Genomic DNA, 20,736 nt, shown 5'->3' on the forward strand with positions numbered 1-20,736 from the left:
GATAGGTCGAGGAACCGCCGTACATCTTCCGGCCGACCACGCGCTTGGCGTACTGCACCGGAATCCGGCGCTGGCCCTGCTCCACGAAGATGACGGCGACGATCAGCACCAGGATCGCGGCGCCGACGAGGGCGAGGATCAGTGCGCCCTTGCTGTCCAGAATCGACCTGCCCTGACTGGGGATGCGGGCGGCGATACCGGTGAAGATCAACAGCGACATGCCGTTCCCGATGCCGCGCTCGGTGATCAGCTCGCCGAACCACATGACCAGGGCCGCGCCCGCGGTCATCACCAGCACGATGATGATCATGCCGAACAGGGATTTGTCGGCCAGGATGTCGTGAGGGCAGCCGCGCAGCAGCTGTCCGCGCGCGGCCAGCGCCACCAGGGTGGTCGCCTGCAGGACGGCCAGCGCCATCGCGAGATAGCGGGTGTACTGCGTGATCCGGGCTTGCCCGGATTGGCCCTCCTTGCGCAGATCCTCGAATCGCGGGATCACCACGGCCAGCAGCTGGGTGATGATGCCGGCGGTGATGAACGGCATGATGCCGACCGCGAACACCGACAGCTGCAGCATCGCGCCGCCGGAGAACAGGTCGATCAGCTGGTAGATACCGGCCGATTCACCACCGGAGACGAGTCCGATACAGCTGCGGACCGACGTAAGGTCGACACCGGGTGACGGCAGCGCCGCACCGAGCCGATACAGCGCGAGCAGACCCAGCGTGAACCCGATCTTCCGCCGCAATTCCGGGGTCCGCACAGCCGGTACGAAGGCGGAAAGCACGCACACTCCTGACGAATAGGGGTGCGGGGCAGCATGATCGGCCAGCACCGGAGATATTCGACGCTACGGAGATTCGCCCCCGCCCACCTCGGCCGCGAGAACGAATTCGACCTCCCCCGATGGAGGGATCCGCAGCGCCCGGCGCGCGGTGCGTCCGCGTGGGCGGCGGTGCTCCTCGGGCCGACCGCGAGGAGGTAGCGCAGCAGAGCGCCCATGATGCGGGGACGCCCGACGAGGCCATCAGACGCTCGCCGACGCCGCCATCGACGTCGTCGCCAACGATGATCCAAGCGTCATTTCGGCACTCATCAGGCCCTACTTCAGCAGGGTCATGCCTCGGTATTCCACACAGGACAGCCTCGTCGGTCAATAATCCACCACGAGCCGCCGATTCCTTTATCGGCTCTATGACTCGAGCGTTCCCCCGGCTATAAGGGCCGGTGGCGCGCACGAAAGCGAGTCGTCGCGAGGGAATAGTTCGCCGGGTCGTGCGCATTTCTGCTCTATTTGGAAATCCATGGCTCGAGGCTGCGATCGCGACATGATTGAAGATTCAAGAGAAACGACCTTTTTCAAACGGGTCAAGACGTTCACAATGAAGGGACTCCGTCGACGCCGAAGGGAGTATCCGATGAACTCGATGCGAGCGTGGCGAGTGCGGAAACCGGGCCGGATCGACGGCGAGCCGCTGCAGGCGGAGCGTATCCCGGTGCCCGACCCCGGTCCGGGCGAATTGCAGGCGCGGGTGCTCGCGTGCGGGGTCTGCCGGACCGATCTGCACGTGACCGAGGGCGACCTGACCGTGCATCGACCTGATGTGGTGCCGGGCCACGAAGTGGTCGGCGTGGTGACCGCGCTCGGGCCCGACGCCGGGACCGAGTTCGACGTCGGTGACCGGGTGGGAATCGCGTGGTTGCGGCATACCTGCGGCCGGTGCCGGTTCTGTCGCCGCGGCGACGAGAACCTGTGCCCGCGTTCGCGATACACGGGCTGGGATGCCGACGGCGGCTATGCCGAATACGCGGTGGTTCCCGCCGCCTACGCGTTGCCGTTGCCCGCGGGCTACGCCGACCTCGAACTCGCTCCCCTGCTGTGCGCCGGGATCATCGGCTATCGGGCGCTGCGGCGCGCGGCGCTCCCGCCGGGCGGGCGGCTGGGGATCTACGGGTTCGGCGGCAGCGCGCACCTCGCGGTGCAGGTGGCGCTGGCCCAAGGCGCGCAGGTGCACGTCATGACCCGCGATTTCGCGGCCCAGCGGCTCGCGCTGGAGCTCGGTGCGGCGTCCGTGCAGGGGGCGGTGGAACCGCCTCCGGAACAACTGGATTCGGCGATCCTCTTCGCACCGGTCGGCGAGCTGGTGTTGCCCGCGCTCGAGGCGCTGGATCGCGGCGGCGTTCTCTCCATCGCGGGTATCCACCTCTCGGACATCCCGCCGCTGAACTATCAGCGACATCTGTTCCAGGAACGCGAGATCCGCTCGGTGACCGCGAACACTCGCGCGGATGCGCGCGAGTTCCTCGCCTTCGCGGGCGCGCATCGCCTGGAGGTCATCGCGCACCCGTACCCGCTCGCGGAAGCCGATCGCGCACTGCGCGATCTGGCGCACGGGCGCTTCGCGGGCGCGGCCGTCCTGGTTCCCTGAACCGGCGCGCGTGCTGCCACACTGCACGGGTGACCCTGTTGCGCCGTGTCATTCGCGTCCTGTCGGCCTTCCTGCTGGTGACAGCCGTCGGCACCACGGGTTACCGGTTACTCGGGTTCGGGTACCTCGACGCGCTGTACCAAACCGTCACCACGATCACGACGGTCGGTTTCCGCGAGGTCCATCCGCTCGGTCCCGGCGGCCAGGTATTCACCATGGCGCTCATCCTGTTCGGCGCGGGCACCGTGTTCTATATGTTCGGTGTCCTGCTCGAGGCACTCATCGAAGGCCATGTACACCAACACCTGGAACGGCGGCGCATGAACAACCGGATCGAACGACTGCGCGGACACGTCATCGTGTGCGGCTGGGGCCGTGTCGGGCATTCGACAGCGCAGTACCTCAGCGGTCTCGGCAAGGAGATCGTGGTGGTGGATCGCGACCCCCAACGCCTGGAGAACCTCGAATTCCCCTACATCCTGGGCGATGTCACCGACGACGCCGTCCTCGAGGCCGCGGGCATCCGCCACGCCCAGGCCCTCATCGCCGCCCTGGACAGCGATGCCGACAACGTCTACGTCACCCTGTCGAGCCGGGCCCTGCGCGGCGATCTCATCATCATCGCCCGCGCCCGCACCGAAAGCTCGAAATCCAAACTGCTGCGCGCGGGCGCCAACCGCGCGGTCAACCCGCAGCTCATCGGCGGCCGCCGCATGGCCGCCTTCGCCCTGCAACCCAATGTCGCCGAATTCCTCGACGTGGTCATGCACGACGAGAATCTCGAATTCCGCATCGAGGAGATCGAGATCGGCCCCGACTCACCACTGCTGGACCGCACCGTCGCCGACGCAGTGCCCCGGCACGGTGGCGGCGCGCTCGTCCTCGCCCTCCGAGCCGACGACGGCCGATTCATCGCGAACCCCCACGGCGACACCCGGCTTCGGCTCGGAACCGTCCTCATCGCACTCGGCACCCAGCCGCAACTCGACTCGATCCGCACCAGCACCCGGGCCACAGACGGGGCGAGGTGACCTCCCGATCGAACCGGCGACGCCACCGTCGCACGGGCGTTGCTCGCGTGGAACGTCACCGATCAATCCCCGTGCGCGTCCGGCAGCGAACGCCCATGACCCGATCCGACGCTCGTATCTGGTTGCCACCGTGTCCTCCGCCCCTCGGATCCGTGATTCACGCGGCCGCGGTCTCGCTGGGTTCCCGCGGGCCCTGGTCGAGCCGCAGGGGCGGGTACTCGTCGGTCAACAGGGCGGAATAGGCCAGAACTCGGTAGAACCATCGGTTGACGCCGATGACGAAGCCGAACAGTCCGCGGGGGTAGCGGACGAAGTCCCATGCCGGGTGGCATTTCGACGTCAATGGGCCCGGTGCGCATCCCGCACCGACGGGGACGTTGGTCCCCCGCGCACCGGGCTGTCGTGTTCACCGGTGTCGAGCGCGGCGACCGCGCGGAATCCGCCGGCCAGACACTCGGCCAGCACCGCCGGATCAGGCACCGCCGCGGTGTCGGAATTGATTCCGATACAGCAGGTTCCGGTGCGCGAGATCAGAGTGATGTTGAACGCGGTGCCGGTGGTGGGTCCGAAGGCGTAGACGCGCTCGACCTTCGCGCCGGCGACGTAGAGCGCGACCGGGGAGCCTGGGACGCGACCCACGCAGCAGCGGTCCGCGCCGGCGCGGTCGGCGGCTGCCGGGTGGTTTCACCGGTGTCGACCCCGTCGACGACCGCGGGCGGCCGAGTGTCGAAATACCCTGCCACACAGGAAGAACGACCGTATCCGCCGGATTCGGACCACCCCGACACTGATGGTATGAGCGTCAACGATGATGTACGCGGCCGTCCGGCACCCGATCCGGGGACGGTCTCCGCTGTGATCGAGCTGGCGGCGCGGGCGCCGTCGGTGCACAACTCCCAGCCCTGGCGGTGGCGGTTCGACGGCATCCACCTGAATCTGTTCGCCGACGCCGAGCGGCTGCTCTCGGCCGCGGACCCGCTCGGACGCCAGCTGGTGATCAGCTGCGGCGCGATGCTGCATCATGTCCAGGCGGCCTTCGCCGACCGCGGCTGGCACACCGACATCGTCCGGGTGCCCCAGGCGAAGCGCCCGGATCACCTGGCGGCCATCGGATTCCGGCCGTGGGTGGATCCGCCGCCCGAGATCCGCGCGCACGTGCGCGCCATCACCCGGCGCCGTACCGATCGGCTGGCGCTGCTGGAGCCCAGCGGCTGGGAGGACCTCGTTCCCCGGCTGCGCGAACTGGCCGCGGCACGGGACGTCCGGCTCGACGTGCTCGCCGAATCCGCTCGCCCACGGCTCGCCGCCCTGTCCCGCGAGTACGCGACCCTGCGCGGTCACGACCAGTTCTACGACCTCGAACTGCATACGTGGGCAGGGAACTCCGATACTCGCGATGGTGTTCCGCCGGCGGCCCTGGTCTCGGACGCGGAGTTCGCCCGGGTCGGCGTCGGCCGCGTCTTCCCGGCGGGTCCGCGTTCCACCCGCCGCGGTCCCCGCACCGACCATGCCCGGCTCGTGGTCCTCAGCGCGCTGCCGGACTCGGTCCCGCAATGGCTGCGCATCGGCGAGGCCCTCTCCGCGGTGCTGCTCGAGTGCGCCGCCGCCGGCCTCGCCACCTGCACCCTGACCAACATCACCGAATTGCCGCCCGGCCGAGACCTTCTCGCGAGCCTGATCGGCGGTCCCGGCATTCCGCAAGCGGTCATCCGAATCGGCTCCTCCCCACCCGATGAGGCCGCCGCGCCCCCGCTCACTCCCCGTCGCCCGGTCACGGACATCCTCACCTTCGGGTGAGGCCGCGGCCCGGCCGGGGAGAGCCGGAATCACCTCGTCATCGGGCGCAGGATGCCCTGCTGGTGCATCCACATCGGCATGCTCTGGGGTGAGCCGTCGATTCCCACGAGCAAGGAAACCGCTGATCCGTCGGTCGCGACGACGACCGGAGAATTCAGTTGTCCACTGGGGGAATCGGCGGCGCCGCTCGCCGGATCGGAACGCTCGCTCAGTGCCGCGCGCCCGACGCCCGGAGCGCGGTGAGCCGCGACGTGTACTCGGCCTCATCGATCTCGCCGCGTGCGAAGCGCTGCGCCAGAAGTTCTTGCGGCGACGGGGATTCGTAACGCGGCGCGCCGCCCCGGTCGGGGACCGCGAACCGGATCGCCAGGACGATCCCGCCGATGACGAGAGCCCAGAAGATCAGCATTCCGACGCCCATCCCGGCATAACCCCACCACTCAGATCGTGGTCGTTCCAATACATCATGGCGACGCCTCCTTCTGTCGTTCCGCCATCACCGGTGGTCAGCACCGGATGTCTCGAGGACCCCGGCCTGGCCGGTGGTCGCGCCGCCGTCGATCACGAATTCCGAACCGGTCGAGAAGGTCGCCTCGGTGACCAGGAAACGCACCATGGCGGCCACCTCCCCCGGCTCGCCGAACCGCGGCAGCGGCTGGGTGGCGGCGATGGACTCGTCCATCCCGGCGGTCATCGCGGTGTGGATCGGGCCGGGGTGCACCGAGCACACCCGGATACCGGACGAACCCAGTTCCAGCGCAGCGGCTTTGGTCAGCCCGCGCAGCGCCCACTTGCTGGCGACCCATCCTCGGTCAGCAGGTCGGCGATGACCACACCGAAGCCCGCCATCACCAGTTCCGCGACCACCGCCGCGCCGATTCCCCGCGCCCCGCCCGTGACGACGGCGCTCCGGTCCGCGAACTCGGTCATGGCTAGTCCTCCGATCCGTGCGAATCCGCTGTTCGGTCACAGCATCCCGCGCGCACCCACCGGCCCGAGACGGCCGAAAGTCACCGGTTGTGAGGGCGATTGCCGGGCCATCGGTCCCTGCGGTAATCGCGTCGGGCGGCCCAGGATCGATATCGACGCCCATCGAGAGGAATCGACCCCATGAGAACAGCGACCGCGACCGGCATCGGCGTGGCCTCGGCCCTGGCCGGACTGGCGATCGGCTATCGCCTCTTCGCCCGGAACAAGTGCGTGACCTGGGGCTCGACCGCCGAGGAGGTCGGTCGCGTCATGCCCGGTGACGAACTGCTACCCGATGCCGGCACCGTCACCACCCGCGCGATCACGATCGCGGCGGCGCCGGAACAGATCTGGCCCTGGCTGGTGCAGATGGGTCCCGGCCGCGGCGGGGCGTACACCTATGACTGGATCGAGAACCTGCTCGGCCTGAACATGCACAGCGCCGACGAAATCCTGCCGCAATACCAGCGGCTCGCGGTCGACGACGTGCTGCCGATGGGCACGTCCGGTCCCGCCATGCGTGTCGCCGTGCTGGACGGCCCGCACGCCTTCGTCCTCGCCTCGACCGACCACCACTGGGTGTGGTCGTTCGGGCTGTACCCGACCGCCGAGGGCACCCGGCTGATCAGCCGCAACCGCATCGCGCTCCCGGACGCCGGTCTGCCGCAACGCCTGTTCTACATGCTGATCATGGAGCCCGGCAGCCTCGTCATGGAGGCGAAGATGCTGCGCGGGATCAAGGAGCGCGCCGAACGCGCCGTCGCGCCGCTCGCCCCGGTGACCAACGTCCCTGACCTGCGGGCGGAAAGCCCGTATGTTCCGCAGTGGCCGACGAGAACACTCGGAGGATGACCACCATGAACGCCACCCCGCTCGTCCCCGACCATCGCACCCTGATGTCCGCGATGCGCCTGGCGTCGCGCGCGCCCTCGGTGCACAACACCCAGCCCTGGCATTGGCGCTTCGACGGCGAGCGCCTGCACCTGCACAGCGACCCCGACCGGGTGCTGGTCACGGCCGACCCGCAGGGCCGTCAGCAGGTGATCAGCTGCGGGCGATGCTGCACCACGTGCGCACCGCGTTCGGCGCGCAGCGCTGGCACACCGACACGACTCGGATGCCGGATCCGCTCGATCCGGGCCGCCTCGCAGAGATCAGTTTCCGGCCCTGGCCCGACCCCCCGGCCGGGCTGGTGGCGCGGGCGGGCGCGATCGACCACCGCCGCACCGACCGCCTGCCGATGGACCCGCCCGCGCACTGGGATGACGTGGCACGCACGCTACGCATGCTGGTGTCCCCGCATTACGTGGACCTGGAAGTCCTCGACGACTCCGTGCGGCCGAGGCTGTCGGCGGTGTCCGAGCAGGCGGCCGCGCTGCGCCGGCACGACCAGATGTACCAGGCCGAAATCGGCTGGTGGTCCGGTCATTCCGGATTCCCCGAGGGAATCCCCACCGACGCGCTGATCTCCGACTCCGAGCGCGCCCGGGTCCGGGTGGGACGGGCGTTCCCGTCCGCGCCGCACTCCGCGCGCCGTCCCGATATCGAGGACCGGTCGCGGCTCGTCGTCCTCAGCACACCCGGCGATTCGGCCGCCGAATGGCTGGCCACCGGTGAGGCGCTCTCGGCGATCCTGCTCGAATGCACCGTGGCCGGTCTCGTCACCTGCGCCCTCACCCACATCACCGAATTGCCCACGGGCCGCACCATTCTCACCGGATTCCTGCCCAGGCCCGGCCATCCGCAGCTGGTCGTGCGCATCGGCGCCGCCCCCGCCGACGAACCCGAGCACCCGCCGACGCCACGCCGGCCGCTCGCCGACACCCTCACCATCGACCGGCACTGACCGGAGCAGGACGTCCCCTGCGAGCAATGGTTTGTCACGGTCCCGACCGGAACTCCTGCGAGACCCGTGCACTCGAAGTCGTCATCACCGCCGAACAGGCTCGCCGGCCGGGTGCGACACGATCGGGTCAGGTGGCGAATCGGGTCAGGTGGCGAGGATAGCGAGCAGGGTCGCGCCGACCAGCACCACCGCGACGGCCGTCACGAAGGCGATCATGGCCCAGTCTTCCTGTGTACGAGGGAGTTTGGTTGTCATGGCTGAATTTCCTCGCTGCGGGGTTCGGTCGGACCGGGGAGAACGTGGCCGTCGGCCCGCTCACCCGGCCGGGTGCTGGGTGCGGGCGCGCGCCGCGGCGAGCAGGTCGGCGATGGCGGTGTGGATGCCGTCGGCGATTCGGTCCAGGTCCGGGGTCGAGTCGTAGTCGCCGGTGATGCCGAAGGTCAGCTGGTCTCCGTAGCTGAGGATGGCGATGCCGGTGCGCAGGCGCATGGCGATGGGGATGGCCGGAATCAGCTCCAGCACTTCGCGTCCCAGCACCGACAGGGTGCGGCGCGGGCCGGGGATGTTCGTCGCCACCGCGGTCACTCCGCGCTGGGGCAGGTGCGACCACAGCCGCATACCCCAGGCGACCGGCGCGAACGGCAGCCGCCCGGCCAGTGCGAGCAGCGACGTCTCCGCCTGCGCGGCGCCGCCGGACTTGTGCCGGGCCATGCGCTGATGAATGGTGGCCAGGCGTTCCACCGGGTCGTCCAGATGCAAGGGCAGCAGGGACAGGACCGCGGAAACCCGGTTGTCCAGCAGGGATTTCGCGTCGGCCGCCCGCATCGACACAGGCACCAGGATGCGCACCGTCTTGCCCGTGGGCTGTTCCCCGCGGCCCAGCAGAACGCCGCGATAGGCCGAGGTCACCGCGGCGAGCACGACATCGTTGACCGTCGCGTCCAGGCCGCGGCCGATCTCGCGGATCTCCGCGAGGGAGGCGCGGGCGATCGTGTAACGCCGCTGACGGCCGATCGGGCCGTTGAGCGAGGATGCCTCGGGCACCGAGACGAACGCGGCCACCACCGGGATCAGGCTGCGCATCATCCCGACCGCGTAGCGCGGCACATCCAGCGGCAATCGCAACCCGGTGACGACGCGGTCGAGCCAGCCCGGCCCACCGGCCGCGTCCTCCGCGGGCAAGGCGTGCGGCCGCTGGACGGATTCCGATGCATCACAGAGCCTTTCGAACAGGCTCACGCCGGAGACGCCGTCGACGAGGCTGTGGTGCGCCTTCACGATCAGCGCCCAGCGCGCATCCCCCAAACGCTCGACGACGACGCATTCCCACATCGGATGATCTCGATCCAGGCGTTCGACGAGCTCGCCGGCCACGAACTCGCGCAGGGTCTTCTCGTCGGCGGGTGCGGGCAGGGCGGCCCATCGAATGTGGTGGGCCAGATCGAAGCTCGGGTCTTCCTCCCACACCGGGACGGTCAGATCCAGTGGCGCACGCCGGATTCGCTGTCGCAGGCGCTGGTTCGCCGCGACGCGCTCGGCCAGCATGGCCGCGAATTCCGCTCGCGCGGGGGGCTGCCCGGCCAGGATCGCCACCGCCGCGATGCCGAGGCTGATGCGACGGTCCGCATCCTCGAGTTCGATGAATCCCGCGTCCAGCGGCTGTAATTCGGTCATGACCGACACCTGATCTTCGTTATGCGCGGACAACGATCGTCGGGGTTTCGACATTGTGCAACACGGTGGAGCTGGTGGATCCGAGGAGCAAGCCCTCGAATCCGCCCCGGCCGCGGCTGCCGACCACGACCAATTGCGCGTACTCCGATTCCCGCAGCAGCGCCTGGTGCGGGCGTTCCATCACCAGCAGGCGGCGAACCGCCACGTCGGGATAGCGTTCACCGAATCCGGCGAGCCGCTCGGAGAGCAGTTCGTTCTCCCGCGCCCGCAGCGGCTCCCAGCCGATGAGCGGCACGTACGAACCGAGAATATCCGTCCAGGCGTGCAGTGCGGTCACCCCGACCTTACGCGCGGCGGCCTCGGCGAAGGCGAGTTCCAGCGCGGGCACGCTGTGGGGTGTGCCGTCGACCCCGACCAGCACCGGTTTCTCGGCGGAAAGCGGATCGGTCGCCGCAGTGGCGTGGATGACCGCCACCGGGCATTCCGCGTGCCGAACGACCGCATCGACCACCGAGCCGAGCAGCCCGCCCCGGATCGCGCCGAGACCGCGGCTGCCCACGACCACCGTCCGCGCGGTCCGGGACTGCTCGATGAGGTGTCCGACAATGGGCGCGCAGATCACTTCGGTCGTGATCGTGACCGCCGACCCCGCCGCTCCGGCGCGCGCTACACGACTCGCCTCGTCCACGATTCGCTGCCCGTCCCTGGCCAGCAGCTCCCGATCGTCGGGCCCGAGCACGTCGACCGGGACCTCCCCGCCGGGCAGCGAGATCGAAGTGACGATGTGCAGCGCGCAGCCGTGCAATCCGGCGTCCACCGCAGCCCACACGGCGGCCTGATAGGAGGTGGCCGACCCGTCGACGGCGGCGACGATACGCGCGGCCCGGGCGTCGAGATCAGTGGTCATGATCAGCTGTCCTTCCGATGGATCCGGGGGGCTCTTACCTGCCGATGGGACGATCGAGCCCCCGCAGCTCGGCCCCCCAGCGCACGCCGCGCAGGCGCTCCAGCAGCTGGCACCAGCCACCGCGCCCGCCACGCCACGCCAGCGAGGAATTGTGCGACACGGTCTGTCACCTCGTCTCTGGAGAACCGATCCGTCCATCCAGCATCGCGTGACCGGGCCCACCGGAGACGGGCCTTAAGTCACCGATCCGCCGGTCCGAGGTCGTCGGTCTCGCGCCGGTAGGCGGCCAGGGCGGTCGGCAGTGTCGGGAACAGTCGCTCGGCGACGATGCGGGCGGTCACCCCGGCGTGGGGTTCGAGACGAGCTCGCTACGGCATCACACCGGTCAGGACCAGCACCCCCGCGGTGAGCAGAGCAACCGCTTTCACCACTTCCACAGCGACGTAGGCGTAGTGGCTGCGCGACCGCGGGCCCTCCGCGCCGGCGAGCACCGCATCACTGCGCCGGGTCAGCCGGGGACGGACGAACAGCAGCTGGATCGCCAGTGCGCCGATCGCTACCGCGAGGGTGATGGTCGTGGCGAGTCCGGGCGGATCCGCCCAGACCGCCGCGAGAATCAGGATGGCGAACAGGGATTCGACGCCGTTGAGGGCGCGGAAGACCAGGCGGCCGATGCCCAGCCCGATGGCCAGGGTGACGTTCGGGGCGCGGAACTTCAGCGGCGCTTCGATGAACGAGATGGCCAGCACCATGCCGAGCCACAGGAAATCGGCGGCGGTGAGGAAGGCACGGGCGGTGGTCATGGATATCACCCTCTCGAGACGTCCGGTCCCGCAACGAGTCCCAGATCCCCGTCGTAGCGTCGGTACAGCAGGCGGCCGCGGCGGTCGGACGGGTCGGTGAAGAACAGGAACGGCAGGCCGTAGGCGCACAGCCGGGCCGCCGCCTCGGCTTCGGTGAATTCCCTTGTCGGGCGGGGGCTCATGGTGAGTGGCCGCCAGGTGGCGGAGGCCGGTGGACGCATCCGCCGTTGCCGGGCCATCCGGACGCCCAGCGGACCGGCCCAGTGCACGATCGCGTCCTCGCCGGTCTCGGCATCGGTGAACAGGAGGACGTCGTAGTCCATGGCGTCCATGGCGGCGGCCGCGCCGACCGGATCGAGGACCTGGAGGCAGCACTGCTTGCGCCGGACGATGGGCCGCGCGCCGCTCACGGCCGCCAGCGGCGCGCGGCCGGGATCGGGTGCCCACCGCGGCTCGGCTTTTCCGGTGAGCCGGTCGAGTTGGCGGTCGAGGCGCTCGGCGGCGAAGGTGAGCGCGAAACCGCCCGGACCGTCGGCCTGTACACGAATCTGGGTGCCGTCGAACCGCGCGTTCACCTGCGCCACCGTCGTGGCCCCGAAACTGCCGTTCCTGGTGAGCCGGACACTCGCGGGCGACTCGAGGTGGTGGCGACGCAGCACCTGCCGGACCACACGGTCGGCCCGGCTCCTCTCGGCAGCGGTGATCGGACCACGCGACTCCACCGCGACCCCGGGCGTCGCCGCCGCCACTCGCGTCGTATTCATCGAAGATGCCCTCGCTTCTTGCCGATTCCGCCGAATGACAACGCCCATGCCATCATCCGGCGAGCGGCGCGGAACAGGGTCCAAGGTCCTCCCGGGTCACTTCCCGGCGCACACCGGCAGGATGCGGGCCGGGAGCCCATCGATCGTGCACACCGGCGACAGGTTCAGTGCGCCGCGGTCGGGTTCGGCGCGGTACCTCCGGCGGGCCAGCGCCAGTCGGCGATCTCGGGCGGGTCGATGCCGTGGCGGCGGGCGTAGGCGTCGGCGGCTTCGCGCTGCGTGGTCAAGCGCTCGGTCAGGGACGCGAGCCGGTCGGTGAGGCGGGGCACCTCGGCGAGGGCGGCGGCCGCGAGGGTGAAGCGGTCGATGCCGTTCATCGCGCACATGCTGAACGGTGTGGTGGTGGTGCCGTTGTCGGTGAAACCGTGGACGTGCATGCGGTCGTGGCCCGGGCGACGGTAGGCGATGCGGTGGACGAGCCAGGGATAGCCGTGGAAGGCGAAGATCACCGGGGCGTCGGTGAAGACCGCGCGATAGTCCGCGTCGGCGATGCCGTGCGGGTGACGGTCCGGCGGGAACAGCCGGGCCAGGTCCACCACATTGACCACGCGAACCGCCAAGTCCGGCACCGTGTCCCGCAGCAGCGCGGCCGCGGCCAGGGTCTCCTGGGTGGGGACATCGCCCGCGCAGGCCAGCACGACCTCGGCGGGGCGACCGGAGTCCGTGCTCGCCCACTGCCAGACACCCAGTCCACGTTCGCAGTGCACGCGCGCCGCGTCGTCGTCGAGGTATTGCAGGGCGGGCTGTTTGCCGGCGACGACGACATTGACCCGGCCCCGGCTCCGCAGGCAGTGGTCGAAGACGTGCAGCAGGCAGTTGGCGTCCGGCGGCAGATACACCCGGCTCACCTCGGGCCGTTTGCTGAGCACGTGGTCGATGAAGCCGGGATCCTGATGGGAGGCCCCGTTGTGATCCTGCCGCCACACGTGTGAGGTGATCAGGTAGTTGAGGCTGGGAATGGGCTCGCGCCAGGCGAAGTCGGCCGCCATGTGCAGCCATTTCGCGTGCTGCACCACCATCGAGTCGATGACGTGCGCGAACGCCTCGTAGGTGGAGAAGACGCCGTGGCGTCCGGTGAGCAGGTAACCCTCGAGCCAGCCCTGGCACAGATGCTCCGAGAGCACCTCGAAGACGCGGCCGTCGGGAGTCAGCCGGTCGTCGCCCACGACGCGCCGCTCGCGCCAGCGACGGCCGGTGACCTCGAGGATGGCGTCCAGGCGGTTGGAGGTGTGTTCGTCCGGGGAGAAGAACAGCAGATTGCGGGGATTCTCGACCAGGGCGTCCCGCAGGTAGCCGCCGAGTACGCGGGTGGCCTCGGCCGATTCCGTTCCGGGCGTGGCGAATTCGACCCGGTAGTCGGTCGGGCACGGGAGCCGCAGGTCGACGCTGTCGTGCCCGTGCGCCGCGCGGTTCGCGCTCATGCGCAGCTGCCGCGGGTGCAGGTCCGCGATCCGGGCGACCGGACGACCGTCGGCGTCGAAGAGCTCCTCGGGCCGGTAGGACCGCAGCCAGTCCTCCAGTTGCACAAGGCGTTCCGGGTTCTCCCGGACGCCTGCCAGCGGTACCTGGTGGGCCCGGAAGGTGCCTTCCACGCGGACGCCGTCGACCACGGCCGGCCCGGTCCACCCCTTGGGGGTCGCCAGCACGATCATCGGGCGGCACGGGTCGCGCGGCCCCAGCCCGCGCTCGGCGTCGTCGCGGATCTCGCGGATGCGCTCCATCGCCTCGTCGAGCACGGTCGCGTAGCGTTCGTGCACTTCGGCCGGATCGGAGCCCTCCACGTACATGGGCTCCCAACCCTGCGCGGTGAGCATGGCGTCGAGGTCATCGCGCGACATGCGCGCCAGCAGTGTCGGATTCGCGATCTTGTAGCCGTTGAGGTGCAGGATCGGCAGCACGGTCCCGTCGGTCACGCGGTCCAGGAACAGCGACCCGTGCCAGCTGGTGGCCAGCGCGGCGGTCTCGGCCTCGCCGTCGCCGATCATGCAGGCCACCACCAGATTCGGATGGTCCAGGGCCGCACCGGTAGCGTGCGCGAGCGAGTAGCCCAGCTCACCGCCCTCGTGGATGGAGCCCGGCAGATGCGGCGAGGCGTGACTGGGCACGCCGCCGGGGAACGAGAACTGCCGGAACAACTCCCGCATCCCGGCCAGGTTCTGCCCCACTTCCGGATGCCGCAGCGAGTAGGTGCCCTCGAGCCAGGTCGCCGCGGTGAGCGCCGCCGCGCCGTGGCCGGGGCCGAGCACGAACAGCATCTCCTGCCCGGTGCGCATGATGACGCGATTGAGGTGGGCGTAGGTGAGTGTCACCCCGGGCACGGTGCCCCAGTGCCCGATCAGGCGCGGCTTGATGTGTTCGGGCCGCAGCTTCTCCGTCAACAACGGGTTGTCCATGAGGTAGATCTGGCCGGCGGCCAGATAGTTCGCCGCCCGCCACCAGGCGTCCAGATCGACCAGGTCGTCCCGGATTCCGGTCTCGGATCCAGGCATGGTTCTCGTCATCGCTTCGTCTCCTCGGTATCGGCGTGCACCACCATCACCGGGCAGTGCGCGTGCTGGACCAGGTGGTGGGCGGTGGATCCGAGGAGCAGGCCCGTGAATCCGCCGCGGCCGCGGTTGCCGACCACGACCAGTTGCGCGGTCTTCGACAGCTCGGTGAGCTGGGCCCCTGGCCCGGCCGTGCAGACCTCCCGGGTCACCTCGACGTCCGGGTACTTCTCCTGCCAGCCCGCCAGCCGCTCGGCCAGCACGGCCGTCTCGACATCGTCGAGGTTTCCGGTCATCGAGGTCACCTCCCCGGCGAACTGCCCGGTGTCCCAATCGCTCCAGGCATGCATCGCGACCAGGCCGGTGCGCCGCTCGGCGGCCTCGGCGAACGCCGCGGCGAGGGCGGCCTCGCTGGTCCGGCTGCCGTCCACACCCACCACCACCGGTCCGGAGGTCCGGACCACCTCGCCGGTGTCGGGGTCCGGCCGCACCACGATGACCGCGCCGCGCGCGTGGCTGGTGACCGCCAGCAGGGTCGAGCCCAGGTGCGCGAGGGTTCCGGCGGTGCCGGACGCGCCGATCACCACCGCGAAGGCGGTCGCGCTGTCCTCGATCAGCAATTGGGCCGCGGTGTCGCCGGACATGGACGCCGAGAGCGGGACCTGCGGGTCGTACTCGCCCGCGACGGACACCGCGCGCGCCACCAGCGCCCTGCCCGCCGCTTTGACGCTGTCGATCAGCGGCTGCGTGGCGACCGCGTAGGTTCCGACGCCGCGGCTCACGCCGACCAGGTCCAGCCCGTGCACGATGTGCAGCCGCCGCCGATGCTGCGCGGCGTACCGTACCGCCCACCGCAGCGCTCGCGCCGCGCCGTCCGAGCCGTCCACGCCGACCACGACGGGCGCGGAGGCCAGCCGATGCGGATCGTCGTACTGCTGCTCTGTCATCGTGACCTCCGGGTGAGGTGAAATCAACGGCGCCCGAACCGGGCTGGTTCTCTCACGGTAGGAATGCCCCCGCTCCCGCTGCTGCGGGCGATCGTCCTCGAAGCGGGGACCAAAGGCCTCTGCGCGACGGCTCCCATCACCGACACGGGACTTCGGCCGCCGTTGGTCACTCCCAGGTCGGGAACAACGACCCTGCTGCCCGCCCCACGCCGGGACGAGGCTGGTCACCATGGATTCTCCCGCACCCGCCCATGCCATAGCGATAGCGGCGCTGGTTCTCGGTTCGGTCATGGTCGTCGCGATCCCCGCGGCCACCGACTATCTGTCCGGCTGGGGGCGGATGTACGGCGCGGCGCTGGTCTACCTCGCGTTCGCCGAATATCTGGCGGTCGCGGTCGGGCTGGTCCGCTGGGGCGTCGGTCAGCTGCGTTCCTGATCGCGGCCCGCCACGAAAACCCGCGCTTCCAGCGGTACCCGCACGGTGGCCCCGGCCGCCAGCATCTCGGTGACGCCGTCACAGTGGATCTCCACCGGATCGGCGCAGCCCGGATCCGCGGCGACCTCCAGCGCGCGAGCGCTGATCCGGATCGCCAGGCGATGTCCCCGATAGATGATCGAATAGCGCAACTCCCCCAGCTCCGACGGCCAGCACGGGTTGAAGATCAGCCGATCGGATCGGATCTCCATCCCGGTGAAGCAGCGCTGCACCAGGTCGATGCTTCCGGCCATGGCTCCCAGGTGAATTCCCTCCTCCGTTGTACCGCCCTGGATGTCGGCGACATCGGAGTCGAGCACCCGGTCGAAGAACTCCATCGCCTGCGCCCGGTGCGCGCGGGCCAGCACCCAGGCGTGGACCAGCGCGCTGAGTGTGGAGCCGTGCGAGGTCCGGGCCAGGTAGTAGTCGATGGTCCGCGGAATCATCTCCCCCGGCATTCGAGGTCTCCGGTCGCCTGGTAGTACTGCCACACGGTGTAGGCGATCGCGCTGCCGATGTGATGGGCGCGCGGGCTCGGATCCGGATTCCAGTGCCCCGACAGCGGATTCAGGTGCAGCAACTGGCTCTCCTCGCGACCGTCGGAGCCCGACTGCCACGGGAACATCGCGCCGCGCTGACCGGCCGCGGCGGCGGCGCGGCGCGCCTCGGGCAGTCGCCGGTAGCGGTAGCGCAGCAGCCCGCGCGCCAGGCGCGGGAAGCGCGGGTTCAGGACGGGGTAGACGAACAGCTCGTCCCAGAAGACGTGCCCGCGGTACGCCTCGCCGTGCAGGCCGCGCGCGGGGACGCCGACATCGAGATCGGCGGCGTGCGGTGACAGGGTCTGCACCAGATGCAGCAGGTGCAGCCGGATCACGCGAGTCGCCCGGTCACCGCCGTCGAGGTCGATGCGCAGCCGATCCCACAGGTGTTCCCAGGCGGCCGTATGGGATTCGAGCAGATCCGCGAAACCGCCGGCCGCGCGCAACGACCGCGCGGCCTCGTCGTCCGGGGCCGAGACGGCGTGGTCGCGACCGGTGACCACGGCCGCGATCTTCTCCAGCACGACGCTGTCCCCCTCGGCCAGCGCGACGCCGTGGTCGTGTCCGATCGAGCTCTCCGACTCGACGAGTTCGGTTGCGGGGCACAGTTTCACCCCGTCACGGTGCAGGGTTCCGCGCGCGGCGGTCGCCACCGGAATCCCCGACTGCCCGGTGCGCACGACCAGCACCACCGATTCGGGCGACAGTTCACGCGCCGACACCGGCGCGAGATGATCGCCCGACAGGTCGCGATACCGGGCCACCAGTTCGTTGCGGACGCCACCGTCCACCGTCGAGCGGAAGATCACGGTGCCCGACCAGTTCTCGGCGGTCACCTCGGTCTCCAGCGCGCACAGGTGCGGGGCGTGCATGGCCGCGAAGCGACGCTGCCGCACCCGGGTGATCCGCCCGGTGGCGTCGCGGAAACGGAAGCGCCGCGACAGGACGGCCCGGCGCAGATCGAATTCCTGCCGATAGGACAGCAATTCGACGGAGTCGATGTCGAACCAGTCGCCGTCGCCGACGCGGAAGGTCACCGGCAGCCAGTTGGGCAGGTTCACCAGGCTCTCGTTGTCGACGGTACGCCCGGCGACCTGGTCGACGAGCCGGTCGTAGGTCCCCGCGACATACGTGCCCGGATAGTGGTGCTCGCTCGCCGCGCAGTCGGGCGCGGCGCCGCGGGTGGCGAGGTAGCCGTTGCCGACCGTGCACAACGCCTCCCGCAGCCGCTCGTGCGCCGGGTCGTAGCCGTCGAAGGCGAGCACCCACGAATCCGACACCGCCCCGGTCGATTCGGCGTCGAACAGCCTGGCCAGGTCGTCGAGGAACGCGCGCACGCCCTGCGGGCCGGACAGCGCGAACCGGGCGGCGGTCCGGCGGTCGCCGTTCTCGTCGTGGCGGACCACCACGGACAGTCCCTCGGCCTCGATGGAGTCGAAGGCGTCCTCGTCGGTGAGATCGTCGCCGACGTAGATCGGCAGGGTGGACGTGGTGAGGTGGCCCAGGATCCAGTGCAGCGCGGTTCCCTTGTCCCAGTCCACGTCCGGTCGCAGCTCCACGACCTTCCGCCCGCCCGTCACCCGCAGGCCCCGGTCGTGGGCTTGTGCGTGGACCGCGGCGGTCACCGCGGGCACCCGTTCCGACGGCACGCGCCGGTAGTGCACCGCGACGGCGAACCGCTTGTGCTCCACCAGAATCCCGGGGACGTCGCCGAGCGCCCGCTCGAGCTCCGCCGCCGCCGCGGCCAGAGCCGCCTCCGCACCCGGCGCCGCGTCGTGCACATACGTCGTTCCGTCCGGGGCCAGCAGCTCGAATCCGTGACACCCGGCGTACCAGAGTCCGTCCACGCCCACCCGATCGCGCAGATCCGCCAGTTCGCGCCCGCTCACGATGGCCACCGGGCATCGCGCCGCCAGTCGCGTCAGGGCCGCGGCCGCGCCGTCGACCAGGGTCGCGGCGGCCGGGTCGGGCACGATGGCCGAGAGCGTGCCGTCGAAATCGAGCAGCACCGAGGCCTTCTCGGTATCGAGCAGGTCGCCCAGGCGAGCCGCGGCGGCCTCGGGCAGCTCCGACATCCGCCGGAAACCGTTGCGCAGCCCCACCTGCCCGAGGTCAGCGACCACGACATCGGCGCCGTGTTCGGCCAGCCGGTCCGCGTGCCCGCCCCGATCGACGCCGATCACCAGGCCGAAACCGCCCGCGCGCCCGGCGGCCACACCGGCCTCCGCGTCCTCCACCACAATGGTCCGCGCCGGTTCGGCCCCGAGCCGGCTCGCGGCCTCGAACAGCATCGCGGGATCGGGTTTGCCCGCCAATCCCAGCTCGTCGGCGTCGATCCCGTCCACGCGCACCCCGAACAGTTCACCGATGCCCGCCGCGCGCAGGACCTCGGCGCAGTTGCGGCTGGCGGAGAAGATCGCGACGCCGAGTCCCGCGGTCTGCAAGCGGCGCACCAACGCCACCGTGCTCGCGAACGCGGGCGCCCCGTCACGGGTGAGCCGATCCAGGAACAGCCGGTCCTTGCGGTTGCCCAGCGCACAGACGGTCCCCGCGTCCTCACCGTCGCCGGGTTCCCCAGACGGCAGTGAGATACCCCGGGCGGCAAGGAAATTGGTGACCCCCTGATATCGAGGAACGCCGTCGACCCACCGCAGATAGTCGTCGGCGGTGAACGGCGACCGATCCTCGCCGGGCGCCACGGCACGGTGCGCCAGGAACTCGTCGAACGTCTCCTTCCACGCCGCCGCGTGGACCGAAGCGCTGTCGGTCACCACGCCGTCCATATCGAAGATCACCGCATCGTGACGCCGCGCATCGATCAGCGGCGTGGCATGAGTGTGCTCGTCCACCACTTCAGCGTGCGTCGCGCCCGGCGTGTCGCCAAGGGTCCTGTAGCACCGCACCGAGGACCAATGGCCCCTGCGGCCAGGACCGCGCGCGTCCTAGCGTGAGTCCATGAGCCCACTACCCAGCGGCGACACGATCGAGCAGGCCGTCCGGCTGTCCGGTCGAGCGCCCTCGCTGCACAACAGCCAGCCCTGGCGCTGGGTCTTCGACGGCGCCGCCCTGCACCTGTACTCGGTCCGCGAGCGCATGCTGCCCGCCACCGACGCCTCCGGACGACAGCTGCTGATCAGCTGCGGTCTGGCCTTGGGCCACCTGCGAGCCGCGCTCGCCGCGGCCGGATGGCAGACCCGGGTCGCCTACTTCCCGAATCCCACCCGCCACGAACACCTGGCGACGGTCACTTTCGAGCCCGCGCGCATCGTCACCGACGCCGACCGGGATCGCGCGGCCGCCATCGAGGTCCGCTACACCGACCGGCTGCCTTTCGGCGCGCCGAACGACTGGCGCGACTTCGAACCGGTGCTGCCGGTGGTCGTCGACCCGCGCGACGCGGTGATCACCGTACTGCCGCCCGAGGCGCGCTCCGAGCTGGCCCAGGCGTCGCGGCTCACCGCCGCGGTGCGCCGTTACGATTCCAGCTATCAGGCCGAATTGCAGTGGTGGGCAGGGCATTCACTGGCAGCGGAGGGCATCCCCCCGGACGCTCGGATCTCCACCGAGGAGCGGGAGCGCGTCGAGGTCGGCCGGGTCCTGCCCGCCGTCGGGGGCGAATCGCGCCGCACCGAGATCGACGAGGACCGATCGGTCGTCGTGGTCCTCTCCGGCGACGACAGCGCGATCGAATTCCTGCGCTGCGGCGAGGCGCTGTCGACGCTTCTGCTCGAGTGCACGGTCGCCGGCTATCACACCTGCCCGCTGACCCATGTCACCGAACTGCCGCGCAGCCGGGCCATGATCCGGGCACTCACGGGCCGCGGCGAACAGCCGCAGGTCCTCGTCCGGATCGGGAGCGTCCCCGTCTCCGAACGGCGGCGACCCCGCACGCCGCGACTGCCGCTCACGCAGATCCTGACCCTCGCCGCATCCACCACCGCGGTATCGGAATGAGTTCCGGCGTTTCCGGGCCGCGGGCCCCGCGGGCTATCGTTGACTTGACCACCCA

Annotated in this window: 18 protein-coding genes and 2 pseudogenes; 7 read left to right on the top strand and 13 right to left on the bottom strand. The window is 70.2% G+C overall.

The annotated features are described in order from the left end of the window. Positions 1-787: preprotein translocase subunit SecY (locus tag ACFRAQ_RS33735; RefSeq protein WP_379106994.1), on the bottom strand; the 787-nt coding region annotated here is incomplete at its 3' end. A gap of 640 nt (positions 788-1,427) precedes the next feature. Between ACFRAQ_RS33735 and ACFRAQ_RS33740 the strand changes: the two genes are divergently transcribed. Together ACFRAQ_RS33740 and ACFRAQ_RS33745 are read left to right on the top strand one after the other, a co-directional pair. Further along, positions 1,428-2,429: a zinc-binding alcohol dehydrogenase family protein gene (locus ACFRAQ_RS33740; protein WP_379107219.1), complete on the top strand. Its 1,002-nt coding sequence runs from the start codon at positions 1,428-1,430 to the stop codon at positions 2,427-2,429. A 29-nt stretch (positions 2,430-2,458) separates the two neighbouring features. After that, positions 2,459-3,460, top strand: a complete 1,002-nt coding sequence (locus ACFRAQ_RS33745) for a potassium channel family protein (RefSeq protein ID WP_379106996.1) — start codon at positions 2,459-2,461, stop codon at positions 3,458-3,460. Positions 3,461-3,617: 157 nt separating this feature from the next. On the opposite strand, the gene ACFRAQ_RS33750 is transcribed toward ACFRAQ_RS33745, so the two are convergent. Next, positions 3,618-3,803 (bottom strand): hypothetical protein, encoded by a 186-nt coding sequence (locus ACFRAQ_RS33750; RefSeq protein ID WP_379106998.1) that lies wholly within the window; start codon positions 3,801-3,803, stop codon positions 3,618-3,620. Further along, on the bottom strand, positions 3,800-4,099 hold the full coding sequence (locus ACFRAQ_RS33755) for a WS/DGAT domain-containing protein (RefSeq protein WP_379107000.1): 300 nt from the start codon (positions 4,097-4,099) through the stop codon (positions 3,800-3,802). Before ACFRAQ_RS33755 ends, ACFRAQ_RS33750 begins: the two co-directional genes overlap by 4 nt. A 156-nt stretch (positions 4,100-4,255) precedes the next feature. On the opposite strand from ACFRAQ_RS33755, the gene ACFRAQ_RS33760 reads away from it, so the two are divergent. Then, complete coding sequence (locus tag ACFRAQ_RS33760) at positions 4,256-5,257, top strand: Acg family FMN-binding oxidoreductase (protein ID WP_379107002.1); 1,002 nt, start codon at positions 4,256-4,258, stop codon at positions 5,255-5,257. A gap of 208 nt (positions 5,258-5,465) precedes the next feature. Here the strand turns inward: ACFRAQ_RS33760 and ACFRAQ_RS33765 are convergent, their stop codons facing one another. The 3 genes and pseudogenes from ACFRAQ_RS33765 to ACFRAQ_RS33775 form a co-directional block, all read right to left on the bottom strand. Then, positions 5,466-5,666 carry an SHOCT domain-containing protein gene (locus ACFRAQ_RS33765; protein ID WP_379107004.1) on the bottom strand — a complete coding sequence of 67 codons (201 nt, stop codon included), beginning with the start codon at positions 5,664-5,666 and terminating at the stop codon, positions 5,466-5,468. Between the two features lie 87 nt (positions 5,667-5,753). Further along, positions 5,754-6,065: pseudogene (locus tag ACFRAQ_RS33770) on the bottom strand (SDR family NAD(P)-dependent oxidoreductase); the annotation flags it as partial. Next, the gene (locus ACFRAQ_RS33775; RefSeq protein WP_379107230.1) at positions 6,029-6,187 is read right to left on the bottom strand and encodes a hypothetical protein; all 159 of its coding nucleotides are present in this window, start codon (positions 6,185-6,187) and stop codon (positions 6,029-6,031) included. The gene ACFRAQ_RS33775 and the pseudogene ACFRAQ_RS33770, both read right to left, overlap by 37 nt. 180 nt (positions 6,188-6,367) lie before the next feature. Between ACFRAQ_RS33775 and ACFRAQ_RS33780 the strand changes: the two genes are divergently transcribed. Both ACFRAQ_RS33780 and ACFRAQ_RS33785 read left to right on the top strand, forming a co-directional pair. After that, positions 6,368-7,078 (top strand): SRPBCC family protein, encoded by a 711-nt coding sequence (locus ACFRAQ_RS33780; protein ID WP_379107006.1) that lies wholly within the window; start codon positions 6,368-6,370, stop codon positions 7,076-7,078. 205 nt (positions 7,079-7,283) lie between these two features. Continuing rightward, entirely contained in the window at positions 7,284-8,072 is a 789-nt protein-coding gene (locus ACFRAQ_RS33785) for an Acg family FMN-binding oxidoreductase (protein ID WP_379107008.1), read from the top strand. A gap of 315 nt (positions 8,073-8,387) precedes the next feature. Here ACFRAQ_RS33785 and ACFRAQ_RS33790 read toward each other — a convergent pair whose 3' ends face one another. From ACFRAQ_RS33790 to ACFRAQ_RS33815, 6 genes are all read right to left on the bottom strand, one after another. Further along, the gene (locus tag ACFRAQ_RS33790; protein WP_379107010.1) at positions 8,388-9,746 is read right to left on the bottom strand and encodes a wax ester/triacylglycerol synthase family O-acyltransferase; all 1,359 of its coding nucleotides are present in this window, start codon (positions 9,744-9,746) and stop codon (positions 8,388-8,390) included. 19 nt (positions 9,747-9,765) lie between these two features. Next, positions 9,766-10,653, bottom strand: coding sequence for a universal stress protein (locus tag ACFRAQ_RS33795; RefSeq protein WP_379107012.1), 888 nt, complete (start codon positions 10,651-10,653; stop codon positions 9,766-9,768). Positions 10,654-11,021: 368 nt separating this feature from the next. Further along, positions 11,022-11,456 carry a hypothetical protein gene (locus ACFRAQ_RS33800; RefSeq protein ID WP_379107014.1) on the bottom strand — a complete coding sequence of 145 codons (435 nt, stop codon included), beginning with the start codon at positions 11,454-11,456 and terminating at the stop codon, positions 11,022-11,024. A 5-nt stretch (positions 11,457-11,461) separates the two neighbouring features. Then, on the bottom strand, positions 11,462-12,220 hold the full coding sequence (locus tag ACFRAQ_RS33805) for a sigma 54 modulation/S30EA ribosomal C-terminal domain-containing protein (RefSeq protein ID WP_379107016.1): 759 nt from the start codon (positions 12,218-12,220) through the stop codon (positions 11,462-11,464). A 164-nt stretch (positions 12,221-12,384) separates the two neighbouring features. Beyond that, positions 12,385-14,781, bottom strand: a complete 2,397-nt coding sequence (locus ACFRAQ_RS33810; protein ID WP_379107018.1) for a phosphoketolase — start codon at positions 14,779-14,781, stop codon at positions 12,385-12,387. After that, on the bottom strand, positions 14,778-15,713 hold the full coding sequence (locus ACFRAQ_RS33815; protein WP_379107020.1) for a universal stress protein: 936 nt from the start codon (positions 15,711-15,713) through the stop codon (positions 14,778-14,780). Before ACFRAQ_RS33815 ends, ACFRAQ_RS33810 begins: the two co-directional genes overlap by 4 nt. Before the next feature lie 229 nt (positions 15,714-15,942). Here ACFRAQ_RS33815 and ACFRAQ_RS33820 point away from each other — a divergent pair, with 229 nt between their 5' ends. Then, positions 15,943-16,149, top strand: a complete 207-nt coding sequence (locus ACFRAQ_RS33820; RefSeq protein WP_379107023.1) for a hypothetical protein — start codon at positions 15,943-15,945, stop codon at positions 16,147-16,149. On the opposite strand, the pseudogene otsB reads toward ACFRAQ_RS33820, so the two are convergent. After that, positions 16,134-19,510, bottom strand: a pseudogene (gene otsB, locus ACFRAQ_RS33825) (trehalose-phosphatase). The gene ACFRAQ_RS33820 and the pseudogene otsB sit on opposite strands and share 16 nt — an antisense overlap. Before the next feature lie 172 nt (positions 19,511-19,682). On the opposite strand from otsB, the gene ACFRAQ_RS33830 reads away from it, so the two are divergent. Further along, positions 19,683-20,681 carry an Acg family FMN-binding oxidoreductase gene (locus ACFRAQ_RS33830; RefSeq protein ID WP_379107025.1) on the top strand — a complete coding sequence of 333 codons (999 nt, stop codon included), beginning with the start codon at positions 19,683-19,685 and terminating at the stop codon, positions 20,679-20,681. Positions 20,682-20,736: the final 55 nt, after the last annotated feature.

The sequence above is a fragment of the Nocardia sp. NPDC056611 genome, from assembly GCF_042792755.1.
Classification (GTDB): domain Bacteria; phylum Actinomycetota; class Actinomycetes; order Mycobacteriales; family Mycobacteriaceae; genus Nocardia.